This is a genomic window from Pantoea sp. RSPAM1 (assembly GCF_038816185.1).
GTDB classification, from domain to species: Bacteria; Pseudomonadota; Gammaproteobacteria; order Enterobacterales; family Enterobacteriaceae; genus Pantoea; species Pantoea ananatis.
This window is the reverse complement of the sequence record NZ_CP046137.1, coordinates 2977886-3004884: the sequence shown is the minus strand read 5'-3', so window position 1 is coordinate 3004884 and position 26999 is coordinate 2977886. Positions and strand designations below refer to the sequence as shown.

General features: G+C 52.2%; 25 protein-coding genes and 3 tRNA genes. 21 read left to right on the top strand and 7 right to left on the bottom strand.

Translation table 11 applies throughout. The features are described from left to right. Positions 1 to 11 precede the first annotated feature (11 nt). From uvrY to GKC68_RS14580, 8 genes are all read left to right on the top strand, one after another. Positions 12 to 671 (top strand): UvrY/SirA/GacA family response regulator transcription factor, encoded by a 660-nt coding sequence (uvrY, locus tag GKC68_RS14615; RefSeq protein WP_013025303.1) that lies wholly within the window; start codon positions 12 to 14, stop codon positions 669 to 671. Then, complete coding sequence (uvrC, locus tag GKC68_RS14610; RefSeq protein WP_047715558.1) at positions 664 to 2496, top strand: excinuclease ABC subunit UvrC; 1833 nt, start codon at positions 664 to 666, stop codon at positions 2494 to 2496. Before uvrY ends, uvrC begins: the two co-directional genes overlap by 8 nt. A gap of 68 nt (positions 2497 to 2564) precedes the next feature. Then, on the top strand, positions 2565 to 3113 hold the full coding sequence (gene pgsA, locus GKC68_RS14605; RefSeq protein ID WP_047715559.1) for a CDP-diacylglycerol--glycerol-3-phosphate 3-phosphatidyltransferase: 549 nt from the start codon (positions 2565 to 2567) through the stop codon (positions 3111 to 3113). Between the two features lie 191 nt (positions 3114 to 3304). After that, positions 3305 to 3380 (top strand) — tRNA-Gly (locus GKC68_RS14600). Between the two features lie 40 nt (positions 3381 to 3420). Then, positions 3421 to 3494 (top strand) — tRNA-Cys (locus GKC68_RS14595). 10 nt (positions 3495 to 3504) lie between these two features. Continuing rightward, positions 3505 to 3591, top strand: a tRNA-Leu gene (locus GKC68_RS14590). 396 nt (positions 3592 to 3987) lie between these two features. Then, positions 3988 to 4188 carry a hypothetical protein gene (locus tag GKC68_RS14585; RefSeq protein ID WP_047715560.1) on the top strand — a complete coding sequence of 67 codons (201 nt, stop codon included), beginning with the start codon at positions 3988 to 3990 and terminating at the stop codon, positions 4186 to 4188. A 996-nt stretch (positions 4189 to 5184) separates the two neighbouring features. Then, positions 5185 to 5517, top strand: a complete 333-nt coding sequence (locus GKC68_RS14580) for a hypothetical protein (RefSeq protein ID WP_342656285.1) — start codon at positions 5185 to 5187, stop codon at positions 5515 to 5517. A gap of 449 nt (positions 5518 to 5966) precedes the next feature. On the opposite strand, the gene GKC68_RS14575 is transcribed toward GKC68_RS14580, so the two are convergent. Beyond that, positions 5967 to 7085, bottom strand: a complete 1119-nt coding sequence (locus GKC68_RS14575; RefSeq protein WP_342656284.1) for an acyltransferase — start codon at positions 7083 to 7085, stop codon at positions 5967 to 5969. A 379-nt stretch (positions 7086 to 7464) separates the two neighbouring features. Here GKC68_RS14575 and GKC68_RS14570 point away from each other — a divergent pair, with 379 nt between their 5' ends. From GKC68_RS14570 to GKC68_RS14555, 4 genes are all read left to right on the top strand, one after another. Next, a complete protein-coding gene (locus tag GKC68_RS14570; RefSeq protein WP_342656283.1) occupies positions 7465 to 7599 on the top strand; it encodes a hypothetical protein in 135 nt (44 codons plus the stop codon). Positions 7600 to 8704: 1105 nt separating this feature from the next. Further along, positions 8705 to 9001 carry a YrhK family protein gene (locus GKC68_RS14565; RefSeq protein ID WP_258378966.1) on the top strand — a complete coding sequence of 99 codons (297 nt, stop codon included), beginning with the start codon at positions 8705 to 8707 and terminating at the stop codon, positions 8999 to 9001. A 115-nt stretch (positions 9002 to 9116) separates the two neighbouring features. Further along, positions 9117 to 9287 carry a hypothetical protein gene (locus GKC68_RS14560; protein WP_155301430.1) on the top strand — a complete coding sequence of 57 codons (171 nt, stop codon included), beginning with the start codon at positions 9117 to 9119 and terminating at the stop codon, positions 9285 to 9287. Between the two features lie 242 nt (positions 9288 to 9529). Continuing rightward, the gene (locus tag GKC68_RS14555) at positions 9530 to 9727 is read left to right on the top strand and encodes a DUF6404 family protein (RefSeq protein WP_013025308.1); all 198 of its coding nucleotides are present in this window, start codon (positions 9530 to 9532) and stop codon (positions 9725 to 9727) included. Positions 9728 to 9763: 36 nt separating this feature from the next. On the opposite strand, the gene GKC68_RS14550 is transcribed toward GKC68_RS14555, so the two are convergent. The 4 genes from GKC68_RS14550 to GKC68_RS14535 form a co-directional block, all read right to left on the bottom strand. Continuing rightward, positions 9764 to 11269, bottom strand: a complete 1506-nt coding sequence (locus tag GKC68_RS14550) for a SulP family inorganic anion transporter (RefSeq protein WP_342656282.1) — start codon at positions 11267 to 11269, stop codon at positions 9764 to 9766. A gap of 134 nt (positions 11270 to 11403) precedes the next feature. Further along, positions 11404 to 11664 carry a biofilm/acid-resistance regulator YmgB/AriR gene (locus GKC68_RS14545; protein ID WP_028722384.1) on the bottom strand — a complete coding sequence of 87 codons (261 nt, stop codon included), beginning with the start codon at positions 11662 to 11664 and terminating at the stop codon, positions 11404 to 11406. 370 nt (positions 11665 to 12034) lie between these two features. Continuing rightward, the gene (locus GKC68_RS14540; RefSeq protein ID WP_028722385.1) at positions 12035 to 12442 is read right to left on the bottom strand and encodes a DUF2000 domain-containing protein; all 408 of its coding nucleotides are present in this window, start codon (positions 12440 to 12442) and stop codon (positions 12035 to 12037) included. Positions 12443 to 12484: 42 nt separating this feature from the next. After that, the gene (locus GKC68_RS14535) at positions 12485 to 13339 is read right to left on the bottom strand and encodes an AraC family transcriptional regulator (RefSeq protein ID WP_342656281.1); all 855 of its coding nucleotides are present in this window, start codon (positions 13337 to 13339) and stop codon (positions 12485 to 12487) included. Between the two features lie 154 nt (positions 13340 to 13493). Here GKC68_RS14535 and GKC68_RS14530 point away from each other — a divergent pair, with 154 nt between their 5' ends. The 6 genes from GKC68_RS14530 (at position 13494) to GKC68_RS14505 (ending at position 18595) form a co-directional block, all read left to right on the top strand. Continuing rightward, positions 13494 to 13922, top strand: a complete 429-nt coding sequence (locus GKC68_RS14530) for a MarR family transcriptional regulator (RefSeq protein ID WP_028722387.1) — start codon at positions 13494 to 13496, stop codon at positions 13920 to 13922. Between the two features lie 2 nt (positions 13923 to 13924). Then, positions 13925 to 15610 carry an MFS transporter gene (locus GKC68_RS14525; RefSeq protein WP_014606155.1) on the top strand — a complete coding sequence of 562 codons (1686 nt, stop codon included), beginning with the start codon at positions 13925 to 13927 and terminating at the stop codon, positions 15608 to 15610. Beyond that, the gene (locus tag GKC68_RS14520; protein WP_342656280.1) at positions 15607 to 16713 is read left to right on the top strand and encodes an HlyD family secretion protein; all 1107 of its coding nucleotides are present in this window, start codon (positions 15607 to 15609) and stop codon (positions 16711 to 16713) included. The genes GKC68_RS14525 and GKC68_RS14520 overlap by 4 nt, the downstream gene beginning before the upstream one ends. After that, positions 16710 to 18089, top strand: coding sequence for an efflux transporter outer membrane subunit (locus GKC68_RS14515; protein WP_064367289.1), 1380 nt, complete (start codon positions 16710 to 16712; stop codon positions 18087 to 18089). Before GKC68_RS14520 ends, GKC68_RS14515 begins: the two co-directional genes overlap by 4 nt. Positions 18090 to 18245: 156 nt before the next feature. Next, the gene (locus GKC68_RS14510) at positions 18246 to 18389 is read left to right on the top strand and encodes a hypothetical protein (RefSeq protein ID WP_014606152.1); all 144 of its coding nucleotides are present in this window, start codon (positions 18246 to 18248) and stop codon (positions 18387 to 18389) included. Positions 18390 to 18421: 32 nt separating this feature from the next. Then, positions 18422 to 18595: a hypothetical protein gene (locus GKC68_RS14505; RefSeq protein ID WP_173647320.1), complete on the top strand. Its 174-nt coding sequence runs from the start codon at positions 18422 to 18424 to the stop codon at positions 18593 to 18595. On the opposite strand, the gene GKC68_RS14500 is transcribed toward GKC68_RS14505, so the two are convergent. Further along, positions 18586 to 19746 (bottom strand): beta-glucosidase, encoded by a 1161-nt coding sequence (locus GKC68_RS14500; protein ID WP_342656279.1) that lies wholly within the window; start codon positions 19744 to 19746, stop codon positions 18586 to 18588. The genes GKC68_RS14505 and GKC68_RS14500 overlap by 10 nt on opposite strands. A gap of 156 nt (positions 19747 to 19902) precedes the next feature. Here GKC68_RS14500 and GKC68_RS14495 point away from each other — a divergent pair, with 156 nt between their 5' ends. After that, positions 19903 to 21363: a phospholipase D family protein gene (locus tag GKC68_RS14495; RefSeq protein ID WP_028722391.1), complete on the top strand. Its 1461-nt coding sequence runs from the start codon at positions 19903 to 19905 to the stop codon at positions 21361 to 21363. Between the two features lie 31 nt (positions 21364 to 21394). Here the strand turns inward: GKC68_RS14495 and mdoC are convergent, their stop codons facing one another. Further along, a complete protein-coding gene (gene mdoC / locus GKC68_RS14490; protein ID WP_110145833.1) occupies positions 21395 to 22519 on the bottom strand; it encodes a glucans biosynthesis protein MdoC in 1125 nt (374 codons plus the stop codon). Positions 22520 to 22800: 281 nt separating this feature from the next. Here mdoC and GKC68_RS14485 point away from each other — a divergent pair, with 281 nt between their 5' ends. Beyond that, positions 22801 to 24339: a glucan biosynthesis protein G gene (locus GKC68_RS14485; protein ID WP_342656899.1), complete on the top strand. Its 1539-nt coding sequence runs from the start codon at positions 22801 to 22803 to the stop codon at positions 24337 to 24339. After that, complete coding sequence (mdoH, locus tag GKC68_RS14480; protein ID WP_028722394.1) at positions 24332 to 26884, top strand: glucans biosynthesis glucosyltransferase MdoH; 2553 nt, start codon at positions 24332 to 24334, stop codon at positions 26882 to 26884. The genes GKC68_RS14485 and mdoH overlap by 8 nt, the downstream gene beginning before the upstream one ends. Positions 26885 to 26999: the final 115 nt, after the last annotated feature.

The window sequence follows — 26999 nt, the reverse complement described above, 5'->3', positions numbered from 1 at the left end:
AGTGCTTCGCGTTGATCACTGTCCTTCTTGTCGATGACCATGAACTGGTACGTGCCGGTATCCGCCGTATTCTCGAAGATATTAAAGGTCTGGTGATCGCTGGCGAAGCCTGTTGTGGTGAAGATGCCGTTAAGTGGTGCCGTGCTAATCAGGTTGATGTCATTTTAATGGATATGAACATGCCGGGCATCGGCGGGCTGGAGGCGACGCGAAAAATCGTGCGCTACAACCCTGATATCAAAATCATCATGCTCACTATCCATACTGAAAACCCCCTGCCGGCAAAAGTCATGCAGGCTGGTGCCGCCGGTTATCTCAGCAAGGGCGCAGCCCCACAGGAAGTGGTCAACGCGATTCGCTCGGTCAACGCCGGGCAGCGCTACATTGCATCTGACATCGCTCAACAAATGGCGCTTAGCCAGATTGAGCCACAAAAAGCCGAATCTCCCTTCAGCTGTTTGTCGGAAAGGGAATTGCAGATTATGCTGATGATCACCAAGGGGCAAAAGGTGACGGAAATTTCCGAGCAGCTTAATCTCAGTCCTAAAACCGTTAACAGCTACCGTTACAGGATGTTCAGCAAACTGAATATCAGTGGCGATGTAGAGTTAACGCATCTGGCCATCAGACATGGCCTGTATAATGCGGAGCCGTTAATAAGTAGTGAGTGACCTCTTTAATCCCAAAATCTTTCTGAGTACGGTCACCAGTGAACCCGGCGTTTACCGGATGTATGACGCTTCCGGAACGGTTATCTATGTCGGCAAAGCCAAAGATCTGAAAAAGCGGCTTACGAGCTATTTTCGCACGAACGTTGGCAGCCGAAAAACCGAAGCGCTGGTGAGTAACATCCATCACATCGATGTCACCGTAACCCATACCGAAACCGAAGCGTTGTTGCTTGAGCACAATTACATCAAGCTTTATCAACCGCGCTACAACGTTCTGTTGCGCGACGACAAATCGTACCCCTACATTTTTCTCAGCAGCGATGTTCATCCTCGCCTGGCGATGCATCGGGGCGCGAAACACGCGAAAGGCGAATATTTCGGCCCGTTCCCCAATGGCTACGCGGTTCGTGAAACGCTGGCGCTGCTGCAAAAAGTGTTTCCCATCCGTCAATGCGAGAACAGCGTGTATCGCAACCGTACGCGCCCCTGCCTGCAATACCAGATTGGCCGCTGCCTTGGTCCCTGTGTTGCCGGGCTGGTGAGTGAAGAAGAGTACGCACAGCAAACGGATTACGTGCGGCTGTTTCTGGCGGGTAAGGATGATCAGGTGCTGAATTTACTGGTCCGCCGTATGGAAGAGGCAAGTCATGCCCTGCGGTTTGAAGAAGCGGCACGCCTGCGCGACCAGATCCAGGCCGTCAGGCGCGTCACCGAAAAACAGTTTGTGTCTAATCAGGGCGACGACCTGGATGTGATTGGCGTGGCCTACGATGCCGGAATGGCCTGCTTACACGTGTTGTTTATCCGTCAGGGTAAAGTGTTGGGAAGCCGAAGCTATTTTCCAAAGGTGCCCGCCGATACCGATCTGGCTGAAGTCGTGCAAACCTTTGTGGGGCAGTTTTATCTGCAGGGTAGCGAAATGCGGACGTTGCCCGGTGAAATTTTGCTGGATTTCACCTTACCTGAGCGCGAACTGCTGTCTGAGTCGCTGACCGAACTAGCCGGGCGTCGGGTGAATATCCAAAGTAAGCCTCGTGGTGATCGCGCGCGCTATCTCAAACTGGCACGAACCAATGCCGGTTCCGCATTAAAAACCCGTCTGTCTCAGCACTCGACCATTCATCAGCGTCTCACTGCCTTAGCCGAGTTTCTGGAGTTAGATAAGATCACCCGAATGGAGTGTTTTGATATCAGCCATACCATGGGAGAGCAGACTATCGCGTCCTGTGTCGTGTTCGATCAAAACGGTCCCCTCCGTGCCGATTATCGCCGCTATAACATTGCCGGCATCACGCCTGGTGATGATTATGCAGCGATGAATCAGGTGCTGCGACGCCGTTATGGAAAAGCGATTGAGGAAGAGAAGATCCCCGATGTCATTTTGATCGACGGCGGTAAAGGCCAACTGGCTCAGGCGAAGCAGGTTTTTGCCGAACTGGATGTAGGCTGGGATAAATCACGTCCTGTTTTACTGGGCGTGGCAAAAGGCACCGATCGCAAAGCCGGCCTCGAAACGCTGTTCTTCGAGGCGGAGGGCGAGGGGATTTCCCTGTCGCCTGATGCACCAGCGCTGCACGTGATTCAGCATATTCGTGATGATGCTCACAATCATGCTATTTCAGGGCACCGTAAAAAACGGGCCAAAGTGAAAAATACCAGTGCCCTGGAAAGCATTGAAGGTGTGGGGCCAAAACGACGCCAGCAGTTGCTTAAGTATATGGGGGGCCTGCAACCGCTGATGAATGCATCGGTGGAAGAGATCGCGAATGTTCCTGGCATATCCCATGCTTTGGCGGAAAAAATCTATTACTCGTTGAAACACTAGCATTGAAACAGGGTGGGCAATGTAGGAACATACGTTAAACACCACCCAATCCAGACAGTTACCAGCATATGCAATTTAACATTCCGACCTGTCTTACCCTGTTTCGCGTCGTTCTTATTCCGTTCTTTGTGCTGGCTTTCTATCTGCCATTCCACTGGGCGCCATTTGTTACCGCGTTGATTTTTGTTGTGGCAGCCGTAACCGACTGGTTCGACGGCTTTCTGGCGCGTCGCTGGAAACAGACAACCCGCTTTGGCGCTTTCCTCGATCCTGTTGCCGATAAAGTCATGGTGGCAATTGCCCTGGTATTGGTTGCGGAGTACTTTCATGCCTGGTGGATCACGCTGCCAGCCGCAACGATGATTGCACGAGAAATTATTATCTCCGCGCTGCGCGAATGGATGGCTGAAATCGGCAAACGCAGCAGCGTTGCCGTTTCCTGGATTGGTAAGGTAAAAACAACGGCACAGATGTTCTCACTTTTTGCCTTGCTGTGGCGTCCGGACAGCATGATTGTTGGCGTGGGTGTCGTTGCGTTATACATTGCGGCAGTGCTGACTTTCTGGTCGATGTTTCAGTATCTGAGCGCGGCGCGCGGGGATTTGCTCGAACCGTGATCGATACGATTTAAAAAGCAGCAAACGGACGCATTGTGGGGATAATTTTATTGACTCATCGCGTCATCTCAGTAGAATGCATCGCATCGAACGGCAGCACAGCTGCAGAAGCTAAGAAAAATCAGTAAGTTCGATGAAGTGCATTAAATATCGAGCCCTTCAGCAGTCAGTAGACTGAACGGTAAGATGATGCGGGAATAGCTCAGTTGGTAGAGCACGACCTTGCCAAGGTCGGGGTCGCGAGTTCGAGTCTCGTTTCCCGCTCCAAATTAGCAGGTCAGGATAACCTGGCAGCAAACAAGTTTAAGGCGCGTTGGCAGAGTGGCTATGCAGCGGATTGCAAATCCGTGTACCTCGGTTCGACTCCGGGACGCGCCTCCAGTTATACCTCGCCCGGGTGGTGAAATCGGTAGACACAAGGGATTTAAAATCCCTCGATCGCAAGGTCGTGCGGGTTCAAGTCCCGCCCCGGGCACCATATTGAAACACCAATAAAATCAAGTAGTAGCAATGTCGTTTAAGCCGCCTCTTTGGGCGGTTTTTTTGTGTCTGACATTTGGCAGTGGCGATGACTTTTTTGCTGCCATTTGCCACCTTTCATTACGGACTCTCAGCCCATCCTTATCATCGTACTATCCTGCCGTGCATAAACCTGCATTTCGGCATCCCTCAGCTTCAGGCCCGCGTCGAAAATCTAAGGCCAGGTCGTGCACGAACTGAAAAGCAAAACAGATGTGTGCAGGCTGCAGTCAGCGCTAGCATTTGAGCGTAGGGGCAACAGCCAAAAGTGTAGGAAAATCTTCAACCGCAGGAATAAAATTAATTGCTCATTGTATGGGCTATGCTGCATTTCCGTTTCACAACTTAGGCTCACATGGACGAGGATGATGAACGGCCCTGTATTATCATTACCGCAATCGGTAAAGCCGTGCTGGAACTGCTTGATGTAAAAGAAGGTTTTTTTTATTTAGAGCTTGCTGAAATACTTGAAGACTGGATGATAGGGGAGACTAATCCACTTCAGGCAGAGGTCTACAGAATAGCGGCGGCGTTTGTCAGAGCAGGGGGGCAATAAATTAAAAAGGCCTGCGTTACACAGGCAGAAACTGTTACAAGGGAAAATCCAGCAGTCAATGTTGACTGACGGAGGAAGCATACAGTGATCGTGCCTTTTAGATACAACTGAATGAGATTTAATCGATTAAAGGCACGATATGCCTCTGTCAGATATAAAAAAGCCCACTCGGATGTGGGCATAGCGAACAGGGCTATAAAGATAAGGTACTATCGATTACAATTTGATTATCGGCCGGAAAGAAGAAACCTTCAGTTTTAAATTTTGATAAAAACGGCAACAACTATTTATTTTATATTCTTATACTTCAATGGCTTGCCGATCTTTAACTTTCCTCAGATATCCTTCATAACATTAATGGCCTCCATTGGCCTCTTCTCTTATTGCGAGACATCTTTTTCCAATGTATATCCCTGTCCTCAACGCTCTATCGTCTGGTATCACGCTACGAGATTGTACAGGCAGGCACGGTATATCTGAGTTAATGCTTGTGACTTTCACCCATAAGCTGGGGAAGTTTTCCTCTGAGATGAAAGGCTTAGCTAAACTGGCGCGAGGGTAGGCACTCGACTTTTAGCGGTCTGGAACATCTGCTGCCTGAGCCTGGGCCAGGGTTGGCACAGGCTCAATGCAACTGTTTTATGCCCGCAATTTTCAGCATACTCCGTATTCAGGCTCAACTGGACATAGTGATTAATCGCGCCCTTACAAAAGATATGTCGAGAGGGTTATTCCTCATACTGTTCTTCCATATGTAATCCCGTCACTGTCCCACACAACCTCACCCAATTAAATGCGCAACGACATATCTTGAAAATCCTGATTGCCAGGCCTTATGACGGCTGTTCTCTCCTGTTAACGTGCCATCGATAGCCGGACGCATGTTCGTAGCACTCTTACAAGCCTCATTACAGAATGAAATCAAGCGCAAGGGCTGTGCCTTGAAGGCCGGGATGCGCTCAGTCAATTACATCAACTTAAACGGGAGTCATCACAATGAAATTAAAATCGTTCATCGCATTGAGTTTAGTATCACTGTCATTTGGTAGTCAGGCTGCATCTTTTGTCGTAGATGCCAAAAATAACTGCTTTGATCCTCAGGCCGTTAACAATAAGGTTCAAAGTGGTTCGCCTCTGAAATTCAACCTCGATGCGGGTACATATAACATTTACCTGACGTCGAATAGCGCCAACTGTGTCACAGGAAGTTCATGTCAGATTGATCGGGTTGTTATGGCTGGTGGAATGAGTACAGCAAGATGGGGGGCTGCAATTAGCAGTAAACCACAACAGATTAATGTGGCTGGTAGCAATTGCTTACATTGGTGATGACAACTGCGCAGACAATACAGGTTCTGTGACCATTCAGGCAGATAAGATCCAGTAAACAAGCACGTTCTTTACATAAAGGTTATCTCAAGGCGCATTTTCGAATGCGTCTGATACTGTTTTATCCGTTGGTGGGCATCAATTAGATATGAAAGAGGGAGAGGTGAGTGTCATATCAATTTCAAAGTAGCGCAGTCTGGATGTGTTCTGCAACTAACAGTAATTTAATTAAAGCTTTAGTCCTTAAACAGGGTGCGTAGACAATAAAAAATTACTGCCGATGCCTGCTTTTTTGTTGAAGGATGATAGTGAATTTTATCAACGCGACGTTGAAAGGCTTTTCCAGGTTTATAACATAACCAGGATATTATAATATAGAGCTCGTCATTCCTTAATCGGATATGGCGAGCTCTCCAATTGTCTGATCTACTTCTAAAGTATGGGTAAAGTCATGATTTCTTGCCAAGATTAATAAAGGGGAGTTCGACAAATTTATAACTTAATGAACAGGCTATTAAGAAGAACAAAAAAACAGTGCCTGATAAAACCATATACTGCGTCTGATCTAAGTGGAAATTATGAGATTGAATGAATCTATTCATGCAAAACCAAGCTACACCGTGCAGCATATAGATGCTATAGCTCGCATCGCCTAATCTAATAAAGCCTTTAATGTTTAAAAGACCAAAAAGATTACCACCGAGGGCTATGAAAAAGAAAGTTGATGCCACTGCAGGCATAAAGTAAATGTTGAAACTGCTGTCGGAAATAAGTATCACCACTGCAAATGATAGTGATGCACCGATATTATAAAAGGTTTTGCTTTTCGCAGATGTTGTTGTAATTTCTTTTCCAATAGCACCAATTGCAAAGAATGAGGCATATGAAGCAAGTGCTGGATTTTGTGTAGATACAAAGTATACGGAAATGAAAATGATTGCCGATGTAACAGGTATCAAACCAATTCTGTCACGTAATACGTAAGCTACAGGGAGTGAGAAATAAAAAGCCCATTCCCAAAAAAGTGTCCATGTTACACCTGCGTTAATAAATTGAGTGTCAGGCATCCCAAAAACATCGGGTTTCTTTCCTGTTAACCCGGCATCGAACCAAAAATACAATTTTGATAATAAATCATTTGTATTAATTTCATGTCGCTGAATCCAGAAGGCAATAGCGAGACAGAGAATTGAAGAAAGCGTAAAAAGTGGAGCGATACGCAAGACTCTTTTTTTGTAGAAGTGGAACCATGATTTTACGTTTGTGTGGGCAAAAACGTAACCAGACACCATAAAAAATAGTGCAACGCCAAAAGAGCCAATTTTTTGATTCACCGGATAATCATTTAATGAGCTAAGAAGCCATGGACGGCCATGGAAATATTCATAACTTAGCACAAAGTGATGAAAGGCAACCATGAATGCGAGGAAAAATCTCAGTCCATCAATTCTGTGAATGCGACCAGAGGTGTCCTTATCCATAAAGGAAAAAAGTTTTGTACTAAACAGAATACCCGTTATAAACAGAAGCGCTAGCATCCATAAAAGCAGAGTAAGTTGAAGTGGCATATTGATTACTTGTGAAATTATTAAAAACGCATTGTAACGTAACATTTATGAGGTTGGTGTTTTTTTTCACACAATATCATTGCAACCTTATCAAGAAAGTTTTGCGAGGGAGGTTAACGCCAATAAATACAATGGGTTGTGAGTTATTTTTGTAAACTTACAAAAGGAGAAGCAAGCTTTGCTCATGCGCATTGGAAGTACATTTGACTGATTTATCGTAAATCTGGCGCATTTAATGATTTCAATGTTAAAACCCGCTTTACGCAGTTTACGTGTAAACGTGAATTATTTAGTCAAGGTAAGTGATCCTCGCTGGAATCATGTTCCATTAAAAGTCAAAATTCCGGCATGTTAAACACTCCCTTGAGCGGAGGTGCCGATGAGAAAGTCACGACTCCGCGAAGAGCAGATTGTCTTTGCCTCGAAACAGGCCGAATCGGATACGCCCGTGCCGGATGTTTATTGCAAGCTGAATATTTCCGATGCCACCTTTCAGGCCCTGCGCAAGAGATAGGGCAGAACTTAACCTTCTAAACTCAATCATACGCGGCAACGTCAGGAAGAAAACCTGCTGCTCAAGAGGCTGGTTGCCGATCTCGGCCTCGACAAGGCGATGCAACAGGATGTTCTGGCAAAAAAGAGCTGACATTGTTATGACTGTGGGATTGGAACGGGAATTAATAGGCCTGATAGGGTGCTAGCGAAAGACAAATCTAATTGCGTTATGGCTCAGCCGCAATTCGTTCAGGTATTGTTCTGTTGCTGCCGATGACAGCGCACTGTGCCTGCTCGTCCATGAATTCATCAAAACGCCCATTCACTATGGATACAGCAGGGTACACGCTATGCTCCGGCGTGAGGGCTGGTGCGACAACCACAAACCGGTCTCCCGCCTCTATTGTGAACAGGGGCTGCCGCTAGAACTCAGAGGGCCATGTCGCAGTAAATCTGCCCTGTAACCACCGCCGCAGGTTCAGGGTTATATCCGAATCACGTCTGGGGCATGGATTTTGTCTCGGACGCGCTACCTGACGGGCGACTTTTGCGCCTGCTTACGGTTATCGATTTCTACACCCGCTGGGAACTGCGTGCGGCAGAATCTGCGTCTGACAGGATTAGCTGAAATGCTGAACAACACAGCGCTCAAAGGGCCTTTACCTCATTAACTCAACCGCTAGTAGTTCTGAATTCGCTGGGAAAATGCAGGGCAGATTGGTTTAGGGAAGAGGAATAAGGATCGACTTCTCAGACCGGAAAAATCGATAGACAGCGCTAAGCTTTAGTCCTTTAACAGCAGGTTGTGGCAGGGAAGTCTGAACGAGAACGGGTTCGTGTCTTTGGAAGATGCATAGGTCAAATCGAGACCTGGTGCATACACTTTAATCATTGTCACCCCCATTCTGTTTTGGGCTGGATGACACCTTACGAATTTGCCAAAAATCTGCCGTTTGACCTAATTTGCAGCCGGATATTCCAGATCATGACTGGATTGCATATGGGATAATTCATAAGCATATGATTTAAAATTAAAAAATTAAGGTTTTTTGTGTCTTTATGTGGAAATAATCTATTCAATGTTTCTGAAAACATGCCAAAGATTGATTGAAAGGAAGTTTGTTTTGTCAAAGCATGACTTGAGTGAAAATGTTAATAAAAATCAAGCAGAAATCGATCTCGGTTCAGACCACATCATCATAGCGCGCCGCTACCGGGCCCTTGGGGCATTGAACGATCTCTTTATCGCGATATGGTTTCTGACAGGAAGCGTTCTTTTTTTCTTCGATTCACTAATGACTGGCGGTACCTGGTTATTTGTGGTCGGCAGTATTCAACTCCTTTTCCGCCCGGCGATAACCCTGGCAGAGCTTATTCATGTCAAACGTGTTTATCGCTCTCGCCCTGCCACTTCGCGGTGACAGCCTGAGACAGGTGGTTCAGATGCGTCAGCCAGGCCGCTAGCCTGCGGCCCGGCTGTAAGTCGGTCGGACTTAACATAGCGGCTAGAACGTTACCAGGTGCGAGCCGGAGGCGGTGGCGGTTGTTCGCCGGTTGCAGGTGGCGGAGGAGGAGGGACGTCAGCCCGAGGCGGTGGCGGCGCGAAAGCCTGTCCAGGCGGTGGAGGCGGTGGTGGTGGACGACGATCGTGCGGCGGCGGCGGCGCGCCGCAACCCGGACCTGGCGGCGGCGGTGCGCAGGCGCTGAGCGTAGAAACGACAAAAGCAGCGGCTAAAAAATTCAGACGATGGTTCATGCTATTTCCTTTATGAAATTAACAGTAAGCTAATTGTAGACACCCGTAACTAAAAATAGGGCGGCGAAGGGGAAAAGCGAAGCGAGGAAAGCCATTTGTTTGTTTTTTGAGATACTTCTCATCTCAAGATGATGATTCGGCTTTTTGTCTTCACTCCGGTTAAGGTAGCGCATCAATGTAGAGGAGTAGTGTTATGAATGGCATTTTGAAATTCGTCCGCGGCTGGCTGATTTTTTCGGTTCTGTGGGGCGTCTTCATGTGGTTTATGTCATGGCAGGCGCAGGGCAAAGAGATTGGACTGGCCATTTTAATGAGCCTGTATGCCGGGTTGCTTTACCAGGCACTCATCACCATGGTGGCCCGCTACAAAGCCCGCCGCCAGCAAGCCTGACTGCGGCCTGCTGCGCTCAGGCAGCAGGCCAGTGACTCAGCTCAGATTACCGGTCAGGCGGCGATGGAAATCACTGCTGCGCAGATCCAGTCCTTCAATGGTCACGTGCGTGCCATAGCGCTGGTAGCGATATTCGATTCCATCCAGCGCGGCGACGCTGGAGGCATCCCAGATTTGCGCGTGAGTGAGATCGATAATGACGGATTTCGGATCCTGTGCGTAATCAAAGTGCTCAAACAAATCGTTGCTGCTGGCAAAAAACAGCGGCCCGCGCACGGTATAACGCACCGACTGCCTGTCTTCGCTTAGCTGCCTTTCGGCATGAATGACATGCGCAACGCGGCGCGCAAATAACATCATCGCAACGATAACCCCGGCCAGTACCCCAAGCGCGAGATTACCGGTGAATACCGTAATGCCTACCGTCAGCACCATCACCAGCGTTTCTGACCAGGGCATCCGTTTCAGGGTTGCCGGTTGCAGGCTGTGCCAGTTTACCGTCTTGACGGCGACCACCATCATGATTCCGGCCAGAACAACCATCGGGATCTTCGCCATAATGTGGCTCAGGCCGGTGACGAGAAGCAGCAGGACCAGACCCGCCGCAATCGTTGATACCCGACTGCGCGCTTTGCCGAGTTCTACGTTAACAATGGTCTGGCCAATCATGGCACAGCCGGCGATGCCGCCGTAAAAGCCAGCAAAAATATTGCCTATGCCCAGCCCCCAGGATTCGCGCCGTTTGCTGGAAGGCGTGTCCGTAAGATCATCAACTAATTTGGCGGTCAGCAGGGATTCCATCAGCCCGACAAACGCAATGCTGAGCGCCGTGGGCCAGACGATTTGCAGCGTGTGGCGATCGAGCGGTACGGCTAAGGTCGTAAAGTCAGGTAAGCCGGCACTCATCGGGCCTTCATCCCCCACATCCGGTACCCGGTAACCCATCAGCAGCGCCACGCCGGTCACAACGATAATGGCGACCAGAGGGGAAGGAACACTTTTAAGCACTCGGGGCAACAGCAGCACAATCGCCAGAGTGAGTGCGAACAGCGCCCACACTACAGGCGACTGACCCCAGACGTGGGGAACCTGAGCAAAGAAAATCAACACGCCAAGCGCATTCACAAAGCCAATCATCACCGAACGTGGTATATAGCGCATCGCCCGTGACATGCCGGTGACACCAAACAGAATCTGGATCAGTCCGGCCATCACGACCGCAGGCAGAATGTAGGCCACGCCATGCGCATGCACCATCGGGCCAATCACCAGCGCCACCGAACCCGCCGCCGCAGTCACCATGGCCGGCCGTCCGCCAAGAATGGACAGCGTCAGGCAAAGTACAACAGAGGCGACCAGGCTGACTTTGGGATCGACGCCCGCAATAACAGAGAAAGAAATCACTTCAGGAATCAGTGCCAGGGCTGTAATGACGCCAGCCAGACATTCTCGGGTAAGCAGTGCAGGCGAGCGCAGTACGCGCCCCACACTGATATCGTTTTCCACAACGGCGGTCGTGGCGACATCGTTTTGTTGAATCATAATGTTGTGCAGGCTCTTTTATTCATATCTTGCGCGAAAGGCAAGGAGGACTGGATATGGTGAGGGGCAGATGTTACCGATGGATAAACGAAGAAGCCAGAGAAAGCGAAATGACTCCATCCATGGAGAAAGGACTATACCGCTAAGTCGTCAGGGGTTTTATACACCACCATCTCCAGCAGGTGACGATAAACATCCAGTGAAACTTCGTCACTTTCCAGTTCAAGACGATGAATCAGCTTAGAAATTATCGCTTTGTTATTCACAGCCATGCCTGACTGCAGAATTTCTGCAACCACCAGTCCAAGAATTTCCATATCACTGTCAGGCTTGTTACCCGCGACGGTAAAGTAGTCAGCAATCTCTTTGTCAGTTTGGGGCAGAGTGTTTTGCATGTGTTAGCCTTTCAAAAGCCAGCTATCCGGGCGGACAGCAGGACAAATAAACCTAAAAGCCATCGCATAAAATACAATGGAACCCAACGCCGTAAACAGGTCGAGATAATTAAAAAAGAAACCTCTGAGGGTGGAAATCCATTACACCTTCAGAGGCGACGCAGATGCATCATTCGTTACAGAGTCGTGATCACAACTCGTTGGCTGTAAAGTTATACAATGAAACTTTGATTGTACAAGTAAATTATTAAGCAAAAAATGCTAATATTTAACAATCAGCATCTTAGGTAAATCATTTGCCGTTAATCTCTACAAGAAAATGTGTACAGGTTGAAAAAATCGGCGCGTGAGCAGCACGGTTCACAGCAGGTTAAGCAAAGAGGTGAAGTTTCGCGGTGAGTTTGCGGACCTTCTTCTTGTCCCCGATGATAGCCACGCCCAGCAGACGCCATTCCGATGCCGGTTGTGTCTTCATGGCGGCAGTAAAGGCGCCATAGTCTGTCGTCGACTGACCTTCTTCCGGAAACACCACAATATCGCATTCCGCCAGCTCAGCCTGCGGCCATAATGCGCTGAGCTGCTGTGCATCAGCGGCCAGCACGGGGATGCCTACCGGTATCAGGCCGGGAAAGCGCCGGGTGGCGGCATCCTCAAGGGCTTCGCCTGCAAGGGAAGGGTGCCGCTGACCCACGGTCAGGGCGATAACGGCTGCGGCATTTGTTGCTTTGCCAGCGGGTAACGCGCTGTTCAGTATCATTACACATCGTGGTTCTGTCATTTTCATCTCCTGAGGCAAAAAGCCATTGTGGCGAGGCTCAGCTCAGGCGTCTGGAAGATTTGTGCACAGTTGCTGGTAATGCGCGGGCGTCAGTTGGCAGGCGCGTTTGAACCAGCGCCCCAGATGGCTCTGGTCGGCGAAACCCAGTTCGGCTGCAACCTGTGCGGGCGATTCACCAATAGCCAGCCGACGGCGCGCCTGGCTCAGGCGCCACTGCACTAACCAGGCGTGCGGCGGCAGGCCCCATTGTTTTTGAAACAGCCGGGAGAGGCGAAATCGATCGACGTTGAGCGCCTGCGCCAGCTCGGCAATGCCGGGATTTTCTGCATGATAAGCCATCAACCAGTCGCGCGCCTGATGCGCCAGCGACGGTGCTGTCTCTGCAGGGGCGACGCGCAAGACGGGAGAATAACGGAGTTGCTGGAATAAACGATCCAGTGCTGCATCTTTAATAAGCTGGGGATGATCGTGCCAGAATGCGTCAAACGCGTGAAACGCGTGCCAGACCGCCCAGGAGAGTTGCCCATCGTCTTTCAGCGTGCTGGCAAAGCGCAGCTCTCCGCAGGGAAGTCCATCAGGACAGGCTGGCGCAAGCTGCTGATGTAGCTGGTGAGGCGAAAAATACAGCATACGGTAGGTAAAACCCTGGGCATCAACGGCATCGCCGTCATGCAGTTCTTCAGGTTCTAACATAAAAACGGTGCCGGGGCGGCTGTGATGACGCTGACGTCGGGAATGGAACTGCTGTACCCCTTGCTCAGTCACGCCAATTAAATAGCTGTCATGACAGTGAGGATCGTAGGCATGACCGGTAAAATGCGCCCGTAAAGATTCAATACCGCTGTTTGGGTCGCGACGCAAATCCACCCAGCTGTCTGTTGAGTCTTTCACACGCATTTTACTCCACTAAACTTTTACGACAGTATCAACCTGGACATTCTGCCGCGATTATCCAGTATTTAACAGAGCAGACACTTTTCATTCGTAATTTGCTTTGCGTATAATAACTTATTCGACTAATTAGATCTCTAATCATTAGGTTGCTATTTAAATGTCATCTACCCGTACCTTTACGCACTTGCTCCATCTTACTGCTCATGCCTGGCGTCTGGCCGTCGATCGTCATTTGAAAGACAGTGGCTTGAGTACCAGCAGTTGGATGGCGATTGGGCTTATCGCCAGCGAACCTCAGCGGCTTACGCAAACGGAACTGGCGCAACGGATGGGGCTGGAGGATGCCAGTATGGTGCCGCTGGTGGATCGTCTGGTGAAGCAGGATTTACTGACGCGCGTGCAGCCAGCTGAAGATCGCCGCAAACGTCACCTGGTGCTGACCGAAAAAGGGAATGAAGCGTTCGCCAACGTTAAAACCCACGCGGATGCCTTACGTGCCGAGCTGCTGGCTGATATCGATCCTCGGGAGCTCGCGGTGGTTGAGCGAATTTTAGAGACACTGCTGACCCGAATGGGAACGATGTAATTATGGCCCGGCGCAATCCCTACGCTGCGCGTGAATGGTTGCCACATGAAAAACCTATGCTGCCGGGGTCGCCTTCGACGCCGCTGCACTCAACGCCTAAACGCATTGCGTTTGGGCTCATTGGCCTGCTGATCTCCCTGACCGGTGCACTGAGCAATGCGCTGGTCAGTGCAAACCTCACGAACCTGCAAGGAACCTTCGCCGCTTACTCCAATGAAATCGCCTGGCTACCGGCGGTCTATGTGATGGGGAATATCTCCATCAACCTGCTGCTGGTGAAATTTCGTCAGCAGTTTGGACTGCGGGTTTTCACCGAAGCCTTTCTAGTGCTTTATGTCTTAGTCGCCTTTTTCCATCTCTTTGCCAACGATCTCAGTTCGGCGATTATCGTTCGCACCGCCCATGGCATGGTGGGCGCTGCCCTGAGCTCGCTGGGAATCTATTATCAGGTGCAGGCGTGGCCGGCTAAACATCGCCTGAAGGCCCTGGTTATTGGCCTGACCGTTTCGCAGTTGGCGATTCCGCTGGCCCGACTCTTTTCCAGCGAGTTGCTCCAGCTTGAGGAGTGGCGCGGGCTTTACCTGTTTGAACTGGGATTAGCGCTGATTGCGTTAGGCGCGGTATTAGTCGTCAAGCTACCGCCGGGCGATCGTATTAAGGCGTTTGAGAAGATGGATTTCGTCACCTTTATGCTGCTGGCGCCGGGCATGGCCCTGCTGTGCGGCGTACTGTCACTGGGCCGAATTGAATGGTGGTTTAGCACGCCCTGGCTCGGCGTTTGTGCTGCGCTGGCGTTGGTGCTGATCGTGACGGCTTTCGTGATTGAGCATAACCGCCGTAATCCGCTGATCAATACGCGCTGGCTCAGCAACGGGATGATTGTGCGTCTGGGCATCGTGATGATCATGATTCGTATCGTGCTGGCGGAGCAGAATACCGGTGCGATAGGTTTTCTGCAGCAGATTGGCCTCCAAAACGATCAGCTGCACGGCTTAGCCTGGGCGATCATCGCCGGAGTGATTGCCGGCATTGCAGCCAGTGCGCTAACCATTAAGCCAACGCATCTCAACTGGCCGATTGTGGTGTCACTCATCGTGATGATCATCGCCTCACTGATGGACGCGCAATCCAGCCCGGTTACCCGCGCGAACAACATGTACTTAAGCCAGTTTTTACTGGGATTCGGCAGCGCCTTTTTTATGGCGCCCGCCATGCTGATGGGCATTGGTAGCGTGGTGACCCAGCCGAAAAATCTGGTCAGTTTTGTGGTGTTGTTTGGCATGAGCCAAAATCTGGGCGGCTTAATCGGCTCGGCGATTCTGGGCACCTTTCAAACCTGGCGTGAAAAATATCACTCCAGTCTTCTTGGCGATCAGTTATCGTTACTGGATCCCAACGTCAGTGAACGGCTTAGCCAGTATGGCGCCCTGTTTACCAGTCAGATCAGCGACAGCGCCCTGCTAAGTGCACAAAGTACCAGTCAGCTTCAGTCAGTCGCAACCTTACAGGCCAACGTACTGGCCTATAACGATACCTATCTGCTGACGGCGGCTCTGGCGCTGATTACCCTGATGTGGGTGCTGTGGCGCTTAACGCGTCGGCGCTATCTCGACTGGCGACAGGCCACCTTCAATCTGGCAGAGCAGCGTCAGCTTGCCGCCGCACAAGAACGAACGGAGCAACAATGAGTCAACAGGATGAACTTCAGGCAGCAGAGCGCGATCGGGCCAACCGCCGTCGTATTCTCTCGATTGCCTTAGGCAGCGGTATTGTGGTGACGGGCGTGCTGGTGATTCTGTATGCCTGGCAGCTTTGGCCTTTCACCAGTTCCGTGCAGAGCACGGAAAATGCCTATGTCCGCGGGCAGGTCACGTTTATCAGCCCGCAGGTCAATGGTTATCTCACCCAGGTGGATGTGGTTGACCTGCAGCCGGTTAAAAAAGGTCAGTTACTGATGACCATCGACGATCGTATCTATCGTCAGCGCGTGCACCAGGCTCAGGCGCAGCTGGCCATGAAGCAGGCTGCACTCAATAATAATCAGCAGCAGCGCCTCAGCGCGCAGGCCACGATTCAGAGCAATAAAGCGGCGCTGGAAAACGCCAAAGCCCAGGCGGTCAAAAGCGGTCTGGATCTAAAACGTGTTGAAAATCTGGCTGCAGACGGATCGCTCTCGGTGCGCGAACGCGATGCAGCGCGCGCGGCGAATGCGCAGGGATTGGCTCAGCTGCATCAGGCGGAAGCGCAGGTTGCGGTGGCTCAGCAAAACTTGCAAACGGTCATTGTTAACCGTGCCTCGCTTGAAGGGGACGTGGCCAGTGCGAAGGCCGCTCTGGAACTGGCGGAAATCGATCTGGCCAACACGCGCATTACCTCACCTGATGAAGGGCAACTCGGACAGTTGTCCGTGCGTAAAGGCGCCTACGTGACAGCCGGTACGCGCCTGACGTCGGTGGTGCCCAACCATAAGTGGATTATCGCGAATTACAAAGAAACGCAGCTGGCGCATATTCGTCCGGGGCTGCCGGTAACGATTCGTGTGGATGCACTGGACGGTAAAACCTTCCAGGGTCGCGTTGAATATCTCTCACCTGCTGCAGGTTCAGAATTCAGTGCCATATCGCCGGACAATGCGACCGGCAACTTCGTTAAAATCGCTCAGCGTATTCCGGTACGTATTGATGTGGCGCCAGAGGTTCAGCAACAGCTGCGTCCCGGTATGTCGGTTGAGGTCAGCATTGACACGGCTGCACACGTGGACGGAGAGGGAGAGGGAGAGAATACGCCATGAAGGGCTTGCGTATAGCCGCTGCCGTGCTGGCGGCCGTGCTGGCAGGGTGCAGCACCCAGGTCGACAAAGCCCCGTCCGCCTTGCCCATTCCCCCACAGTGGCGCGATCGGGTAGGGCCTTCTGCGCCACCGGAAGCCGCATGGTGGCAGGCTTTTGGCGACGCCGATCTGAATCGCCTGGTGGACCAGGCATTGCGTCATAATCCGGATATCCTGATCGCCCGTTCACGGGTTGATCAGTATCGGGCCCAGCTACGTGCAACGGAAGGGGACAATTTTCCGACGCTCAGCGGCGGTGTCGCGGCGACGCGTCAGCGCGCATTATCCGCGGCGACGGGACAGCCTAATGACACCTCGGTTTTTCAGGGACAGCTACAGGCCAGCTACAATGTAGATTTGTGGGGCGCGCGCAGCCGGTCAATCGATGCGGCGCAGGCGACGCTGGAGGCCCAGCAGGCCGCCGCCTCGGCAGCCGAGCTGACCATCGCCAGTTCGGTGGCATCCGGTTATATGACGCTGTGCGCGCTGGATGAGCAACTGCGCGTTACCGAGGCTACGCTGGCAACGCGGCACAACTCGCTCACACTGGCGCAGCGCCAGTTCGAAACGGGATATACCTCCCGGCTGGAGTGGATGCAGGCTTCATCTGAGTATCAGTCCGCTAAAGCTCAGGTTCCGCAACTTCAGCATCAAATTGCGCAACAGGAAAATGCACTCAGCATCCTGGTAGGGATGAATCCACGAGAAATTGCACGCCATCGGGCGTTCACGGCCATCATGCCGCAGGTTATGCCGGGCGTGCTGCCATCTGCATTGCTGAATCGTCGTCCTGATATCGTGCAGGCACAGCGTCAACTGCTGGCCGCCGATGCGACGCTGGCGTCATCCAAAGCGAAGCTGCTGCCGGGAATTAACCTCACTGCCTCAGGCACGCTTCAGAGTTCCGTGCTGCATCAGCTGGTGGACGATCCTTTCCGCCTGTGGAGCGTCGGCGGCAGCATTCTGGCCCCTTTACTCAATCGTGAAGCCTTAACCGCGCAGGTGGATGTCTCCATGGCTTCGCGTAATCAGGCGTTGTTCAGCTATGAGAAAGTGGTGCGAAACGCCTTTTCAGAGGTGAATAATGCACTGGATGCGATTCGCCAGGGCGAGGCGCAGCAGGAAGCGCTTCGTCAACAGGAACAGTTTGTCGCCGACGCGTTACGCATCGCGACCGAACGCTACCAAAACGGTTATGCCTCTTATCTGGACGAGCTGGATGCACAGCGCACCCTGTTTGCGACTCAGCTGAACCTCGTGACGGTCAAAAATAATCTCCTGCAGGCGCAAATTGAGCTGTATCGCGCGCTGGGCGGCGGCTGGTCTGCCGGGAAATAGCCCTGCACGATTCGCTATGGCGGGAGCTGAAGGGCGGCACATCCCGGTCGTGCCGCTCCATCAGGCGGGTTTGTAAAATAACGGATTCCTGAATAAGATTGCTCTACACTGTAGCCCGCAAATGCACCTTTGAGCCACGCGTTAACCAGGAAGAGCATGCTTTTACCCAGCCCACCAGAAGAGCACGATGAACCTGTGGTTCAGCCCCTTGCCGATGCTCATTTTGCGATTGTGGTGCTGGCAGTAACCTCGGTCACGCTGATTATTTTCGTTTTAATCGTCACGCTTTGGATGAGTTAGTGTTTATCAACCGGACCTGAAAGGAGTGAGGGATGGAATCGAGAGATGATAAACTGATTGCGATTATTGGCCTGCTGACCGCTTGCCTGATCGGTGTCACTTTCTTGTTTGTGGTGACGTGGCTAAACGACAGCCACCTTGCCTCGCCGCCGGAGCGCCTCGATACGCAAACCTGTTATCCTAAACCGCCCTCGCGTCAGCTCTGATCGCGCTTAGCGAACTTTATCTGCTGACTACGCAGCACCAGTGCCAGGTCCTCATGCACGGTGCGGTTGCCATTAGGATCGGCGAGGCCCAGCAGTGGCCCCGGAGAACGCCTGTCGTCTGCCCATGCCGGGTACTCCACCACGGGATACAGCGAAATGCCCTCCATCGCAATGCCTTGATCCAGGGCAACGGCAACGTTTTCACTGACCTCCTGTAGCCAGGGCGCGCGCGCTTCGCCTTCGGCACCGGTTTCGGCTATTAGCATGGGACGTTGATAACGCTGCCAGTATTCTGCCAGCAGAATATGAAGCGGGGCGCGTACCGGGTCGTCTCTGTCCATTGGCCGATCGGGGAAGAACCAGTGGTTATCCGGATAGTAGTTCAGTCCCAGAATATCCAGAAAATCTTCGTGCCCGCCCAGTTCTTTATCGACACGTCCGGCTAACATATCCCAGGCTTCAAACTGCGCCTGATGCTGTGCATCAGCCCCGGGTTTACTGTCGGGGTTATCAGGATGATGGGCAATCTGCACCAAAGGATCGGTCAGCACAAAACGGGCGTCGGGTATCACCTCACGAATTGCCTGCATGGCAGCCAGAGAAGCACGAACCAGTTGCCGCTTAAGCTCTTTACCACGCTGACTGGCATGGGGATTAAACCAGGCCACGTCGGCACCTGCCCAGGACCAGAATGAGATCTGGTTTACAGTCGTGAAAAAAGCCTGCTGGATGCCCTGATCGCGGATAATGCGCGCCATTTCCCGGGCATAACGTTCGAAGTGGTCGACGAACCCGGCTTTCCAGACAGAAATATGATCGGGATAGCCAAAGTGGGCCAGTTCCCAGATGACCTGTAACTGGTTATCCCGTGCCGCTTCGACCATTGGCAGGAAACTGCTCCAGTCGTACTGGTTAGGCGTTTTTTCAATCAGGTGCCAGCGTGCACCATCCCGCGCGGTCAACAGATGCAGATCGACCAGTGACGCATAGTCTTTTTTAAGCAGCATATCGTGCCCGCTGCTGATCACCATATCCAGCCGTTTGCCCGGCGTGCGGCAGGCGGTGGAACAAGGGAAGCTGCCCTGAAAAAAGCTCTGGAACAGGCGGGGATGATGGCGTAAACGGTCGTCAGTTAAGGGCGATTGACTCATATTCCTCTCCTGCCGGACAAATGACAGTCACAGATCGTTCGACTAAGTCTAGACTAAAAAACGGTGCCATCAGCATGGCTGATGTGCAACGGGCGCTGGCATACCCTGGCGCCCGGAGGAATAATAATAAATGACAGTATGATTCAGGGAATCGCCATGACCGAAGCGTTTGATTTGCCCCAGAGCCCCTCACGGCAGAGCTGGCTTGAAGAGCGGCTGGTTCCACTTTGTTTGCACCATCCGGGGTTAAGCGGCATTCATCCACTCAGTGACGGGCTGGATGCTTTTGCCGCACGTTACCTGCTGATGGAGAAAGCCGCGAAGACGCTGGATATACAATACTATATCTGGCAAAACGATATGTCGGGCAGGTTGCTGTTCAGTGCCATGCTGGAGGCCGCCAATCGCGGGGTGATCGTACGGCTGCTGCTGGACGATAACAATACGCCAGGGCTGGATGATACGCTGGCGCAGCTGAATCACCATCCCAACATTACCGTCAGGCTGTTCAATCCGTTCTCCTTTCGTACCCTGCGCGCGCTGGGCTATCTCACCGACTTCGCTCGCCTCAACCGGCGGATGCATAACAAGAGCTTCACGGCGGATGGCGTCACAACGGTCGTCGGTGGACGTAACATTGGCGACGAATATTTTGGTACGGGCAACGAACCGCTGTTTGCCGATCTCGACGTGCTGGCTATCGGCTCGGTGGTTAACGAAGTGGCCGAAGATTTTGAACGCTACTGGAACAGTAAACCCGTTTCGCCGCTCAGCGAGGTGCTGGATCAGCCGATGTCGGCGCATCCGGATGTGGTGTTACCCCCGGAGTGGCGTGAAAGCGAGACCGTACAGCACTATCTTCAGCGCCTGAATAAGTCCTCGCTGATCGAGCAACTGACTCAGGACTTTCTGCCTTTTGTCTGGGCCAAAACGCGACTGTTGAGTGACGATCCGCGTAAGGGCCTGGGAAAAGCCCGACGCAAGTCACTTCTGCCTCAGCGTATGATGGAAGTGATCGGCGCACCTCAGCACCAGTTCGACATCATTTCCGCTTACTTTGTGCCGACCCGCGCGGGCGTTGCCCAACTGCTGGCGATGAAGCGCAAAGGGGTGAAGATCGCGGTGTTAACCAACTCGCTGGCGGCAAACGATGTGTCCATTGTGCATGCGGGCTATGCAAAATGGCGGAAAAAACTGTTGCGGCATGGCATTTCGCTTTTCGAATTAAAACCCCAGGCCGGCCTGAATGACACGCCGCACGATCGCGGCTTGACCGGTAATTCGGGCTCAAGTTTGCACGCGAAAACCTTTTCAGTGGATGAAAAAATCCTGTTTATCGGCTCATTTAACTTCGATCCACGCTCGGCGGTGCTCAACACGGAAATGGGGCTGGTCATTGAAAGTGAAAAACTGGCCGCCGAAACCCATCAGCGTTTCAGCGACTCGATGCGCGATCGGGCCTGGACGTTGCGGCTGGACAAGTGGGGAAGAGTAAACTGGCTGGAGTATCCCGGCGAGCCGCAGCAGGTTGTTCACAAGCATGAACCCGGCTGTAGCTGGTGGCAGCGTCTGCAGGTTCGACTGGTGTGGCGATTACCTATTGAGTGGCTGCTCTGAAGCAAGGCGATCGGCAGCGATCGCCTTATCATTAGCGCTTCTGCGGCTTACCGGAAAACAGAAAACGCAGAACAGGAATGCGCAGGTGCAACTCATACAACGTGAATGACACGCCAAATACCATGACCAGACCCAGCAGGAAGCCCAGCGTATTGTTATGCAGTACAGGCGTCACATAAATGCCGTACAACAGCGTCAGGGGATGGTGCACCAGATAAATAAACAGCGAGGCATTAACCAGATACATAATGCCTGGCGAATGCGAGTTAAGCAGTTTATGTCCCAGGCTGTAACAGACGTTCAGCATGCAAAGCCCCATCATGCTGCTGATTAACGCGTCCAGCTCATACAACCAGCCTTCACCACTGCTTGTGCGTTGATTGACAATGTATGCCACCAGCAGCAGCACTGCGCCAATGAACAGCACGGGATTCACCCGCACGAACAGCTGTTTCAGCGCCTGATGTTTCCAACTGAGTGCGCCCAGCATAAAAAAGGGCAGGTAGAACAGGGACTGCATCACCACGAAATTAAACAGCGCATCGCTTAACAGGCTGGGATTCGTGTAAAAGACAACACGTCGAAAAGCGCCCCACATCAGGCCCCAAATTAACAGGCCAAGCGCCAGTTTCCCCCAGCCCACGCGTTGATAATCAATGTTACGCTTTTGATCCCGCAACCAGCGGAACGTGATCATGCCGAGTGTGGTAAGAATTAACAGCACCAGTAAAAACCACAGATGGGAGATCAGCTCCCACATCAGGTTGTTGAATTTCGCGTAGGGCGGCAGGGTGCTCCAGTCCGCGTATTTGCTTGTCCATGCCTTCAGCATAAAGAACTGCGGCAGCGTAATTAAGGGCACCGCCGTCAGCATCGGAATGCCGACCCGCTCCAGACGAACTTTCAGAAAGCGTCGGGGCTGATAGCGCAGATAGAGCATGTAAGAGAAGTAGCCGGAGATGACAAAAAACACCTGCATGCGGAACGCATGAATAAAATCATTCAGGGTCGTAAGCCATAGCGAAGCATCGCTGCTGTTGACGGCCCATTTCTGTGACGAATAGATCAGGGAAACGTGAAACGGCACGCCCAATAACATCAAACAGGCCCGGATCGAGTCGAGAAAATACTCACGCTCAGTTTTTGTTGTACTCATAAAGTTCCAGTTCGTTAGTACGTTTTTAGCCGGTTTCGCCCTGAAACCGTATTATGTCGGAAGGAAATTCTAGCTGCAGATAACAGAGTATACTATCAGTTGAATCTCAGTTGAGCCCGTAACGTTTAATTGTCCTAAAATCACCCCTCGAGCAGAGGATTATCGGGAACATTGTTGTGCATGTGCTGTCGGAAAGCCGAATTATCCATTAAGATAAGCGGGTTTGTATTAAGCACACGAAAGGGGGGGATGTGCTGACTAAAGAAAAAAATTATGTTGGGCTGACGAAAATGCGCTGGATTGGCGCGGCAGTCCTGCTGGCTTTGTATGCCAACAACAGTTGGGCGTTTAATTTTGATGATGTGGCAAAACAAGCCAAAGATCTGTCCGGAAAAAGCTTCGAAGCGCCAAAAAGCAATTTACCCTCTCAATTTCGTGATATGAAATTTGCTGACTACCAGCAGATTCAGTTTAACCACGATAAAGCGTATTGGGGCAAACTGCGCACGCCGTTCAAACTCGAATTCTACCATCAGGGGATGTACTTTGATCTGCCGGTGAAAATTAACGAGATCACCGCCAATACCGTACGCGAAATCAAATACAGTCCTGATTATTTCAACTTCGGCAACGTGAAACACGATGCCGATGCGGTGAAAAACCTCGGCTTTGCGGGTTTTAAAGTGCTGTATCCGTTGAACAGCAAGAACAAGAAAGATGACGAAATCGCCAGCTTCCTCGGTGCCAGCTATTTCCGCGTGATCGGTGCGGGTCAGGTTTATGGTCTGTCTGCCCGTGGTCTGGCTATCGACACTGCGCTGCCGTCAGGCGAAGAGTTCCCGCGTTTTAAAGAGTTCTGGATTGAACGACCCAAACCGCAGGACAAGCAGCTGGTGATCTACGCACTGCTGGATTCTCCACGCGCGACCGGTGCTTACCGCTTTACTATCCATCCAGGCCAGGAATCCACGGTTGATGTGCAGACCAAAGTCTATTTACGCGACAACGTAGGTAAACTGGGTATCGCACCGTTAACCAGCATGTTCCTGTTTGGCCGCAATCAGCCGTCGCCAGTGTCTAATTTCCGTCCTGAACTGCATGATTCAGACGGTCTGTCGATTCACAGCGGCAACGGTGAGTGGATTTGGCGTCCGCTGAATAACCCGCGTCACCTGGCTGTCAGCACCTATACCATTGAAAATCCAAAAGGCTTCGGGCTGTTACAGCGCGGACGTGATTTCAATAACTATCAGGACCTGGATGACCGTTACGACCTGCGTCCAAGCGGCTGGGTTGAGCCAATCGGCGACTGGGGTAAAGGGCGCGTTGAGCTGGTTGAGATTCCTACCGCAGATGAGACGAACGATAACATCGTGACGTTCTGGACACCGGAAAACATGCCGGAGCCGGGTAAAGCGATGGATTTCAAATACCGTCTGCACTTTGGCCGTAATGAAAACAAACTGCATTCTGGCGATGTTGCCTGGGTGAAAGATACGCTGCGTTCAGCGGGCGATGTGAAGCAGTCGAATTTAGTCCGTCAACCGGATGGCACTGTTGCCTTCACCATCGATTTCGTCGGCAAAGACATGAGTGAAATGCCTGCTGACAGTCAGGTTGCGCCGCAGGTCAGCGTAGGCAAGAACGCCGAAGTGGTCGAACAAAGCGTTCGCTACAATCAGGTCACCAAAGGCTGGCGTCTGGTATTGCGTCTGCGCGTGAAAGATAACAAGCAGGCGACAGAGATGCGTGCAGCGCTGGTCAGCGGTGACAAGACATTGACGGAAACCTGGAGCTATCAGTTACCTGCCAATGAATAATTTGACTTTTACACCTCAACGCTATGTAGAAGCCCTGCCGCTGGATGCGGCAGGAAAAACGCGTCTGGCCGCTTCGTTGCAAAATGCGCAGACGTTTCACCAGTTACACGAATCGCTGGGCCAGGATGTGGCTGCCAGCGATCGCCCTGAGGATGCACCTTTAAAATCGGTGTCGTCACGAGTGGAAATGGCCTGGCCCGATTCACTTGCCGGGGGACAGCAGTTAGGCAAGGACTATCTTGATCGCACCACGTTAAAGGCGATGCCAAAAGTGAAGCGTTCCTTGATGTTCCCGGAAGCCTGGCGCACTAACCCGCTGGCGCGCGCATGGGACTCACTACGGGGACACAAGTCTGTTCCCCGTTATGCTTCGGCCGAAGAGCAGCGCGCTGAAGAGAAGTGGCGCCATGTGGGGTCCATTCGTCGTTATATTCTGTTGATCCTCACGATTATGCAGACCGTGGTGGCGACGTGGTACATGAAAACCATTTTGCCTTACCAGGGCTGGACGCTGCTGGATCCCATGGACATGATCAACCAGAACTGGCAGCAGTCAGTTATGCAGATTCTGCCTTATGTGTTGCAGACCGGGATTCTGTTCCTGTTTGCGATCCTGTTCTGTTGGGTCTCGGCGGGTTTCTGGACGGCGTTGATGGGCTTCCTGCAACTGCTGATTGGTCGGGATAAATACAGCATTTCCTATTCTACCGTCGGTGATGAACCCCTTAATCCCGCGCATCGTACCGCGCTGATCATGCCTATCTGTAATGAAGATGTGGGACGCGTTTTTGCCGGTTTACGGGCGACCTGGGAATCAGTGGTGCGTACCGGCAATGCTGAGCACTTTGATGTTTACATCCTGAGTGACAGTTACGATGCCGACATCGCTATCGCTGAGCAGAAAGCCTGGATGGAGCTGGTACGTGACGTCGGTGGCGCGGGCAAAATTTTCTATCGCCGTCGTCGGCGCCGTGTGAAGCGTAAAAGCGGCAACATTGATGACTTCTGCCGTCGCTGGGGCAGCAACTATAGCTACATGGTGGTGCTGGACGCCGACAGCGTCATGAGCGGTGAATGTCTGACGGGCCTGGTGCGCATGATGGATGCTAACCCTAATGCCGGTATCATCCAGTCTTCGCCAAAAGCTTCGGGCATGGACACGCTTTATGCGCGTTGTCAGCAGTTTGCGACCCGCGTTTACGGCCCGTTGTTTACCGCCGGTCTGCACTTCTGGCAGTTGGGTGAGTCGCACTACTGGGGCCATAACGCCATCATTCGTGTGAAGCCGTTTATCGAGCACTGCGCACTGGCACCGCTGCCGGGTGAAGGTTCGTTTGCCGGTTCCATCCTGTCGCATGACTTCGTGGAAGCGGCACTGATGCGCCGTGCTGGCTGGGGCGTCTGGATCGCCTATGATTTGCCGGGTTCGTATGAGGAGCTTCCGCCAAACCTGCTGGACGAACTTAAGCGCGATCGCCGCTGGTGTCACGGTAACCTGATGAACTTCCGCCTGTTTCTGGTGAAAGGGATGCACCCGGTGCACCGTGCTGTGTTCCTGACGGGCGTGATGTCTTATCTGTCGGCGCCGCTGTGGTTCCTGTTCCTGGCACTGTCCACTGCCTTACAGGTGGTGCATACGCTCATGGAGCCCACCTATTTCCTGCAGCCAAGGCAGCTGTTCCCGGTCTGGCCCCAGTGGCGTCCTGAACTGGCAATTGCGCTGTTCTCGACCACGCTGGTGCTGCTGTTCCTGCCGAAACTGCTCAGCGTCGTGCTGATCTGGTGTAAGGGGGCGAAACCCTACGGCGGTGCGCTACGTCTGTTCGTCTCGCTGCTGCTGGAGATGCTGTTCTCGGTGCTGCTGGCACCGGTGCGTATGCTATTCCACACCGTATTTGTGGTAAGCGCGTTCCTGGGCTGGGAAGTGGTCTGGAACTCACCGCAGCGTGACGATGATGCCACACCCTGGAGCGAGGCCTTCAAGCGTCACGGTTCGCAGATGGCCTTGGGCATTGTCTGGGCTGCCGGGATGGGATGGCTGGATCTCAACTTCCTGTGGTGGTTGGCGCCAATCGTGTTCTCGCTGATTCTGTCGCCGTTTGTATCGGTGATGTCGAGCCGCTCCGGCATCGGCATCAAGAGCAAGAAAGCGAAGCTGTTCCTGATCCCGGAAGAGTACGATCCGCCGAAAGAGCTGGTGGATACCGATCGCTATGTGGAACTCAACCGTCAGCGCGTGCTGAAAAACGGCTTTATGCATGCGCTGTTCCATCCTGCGTTTAACGCCCTGGCGACCGCGCTCGCGACCTCGCGCCACAAGCAGAGTCAGCTACTGGATCATGCGCGCGATCGCCGCGTCGATCAGGCACTGAGCGATGCGCCGGAAAAACTGAATCGAGAGCAGCGCTTGCAGCTGATCAGCGATCCGGTTGTGTTGGCGCGTGTGCATACTCGCCTGTGGGAAAGTGGTGAAAAGTATCATCAGTGGGTAGAGAGCTATCAAAAAATGCCTCTCAACCCCGATGCCTTACCGCATCAGGCGTAGCAACGAAGAAAGCGGCAGAAATGCCGCTTTTTTTACGTCAGTCGCCGGTTACAGGCGGCAACATTATTTTGCACTTTGCGCGAATGGGGATGGCAACCCGGCTCAACTCATGATT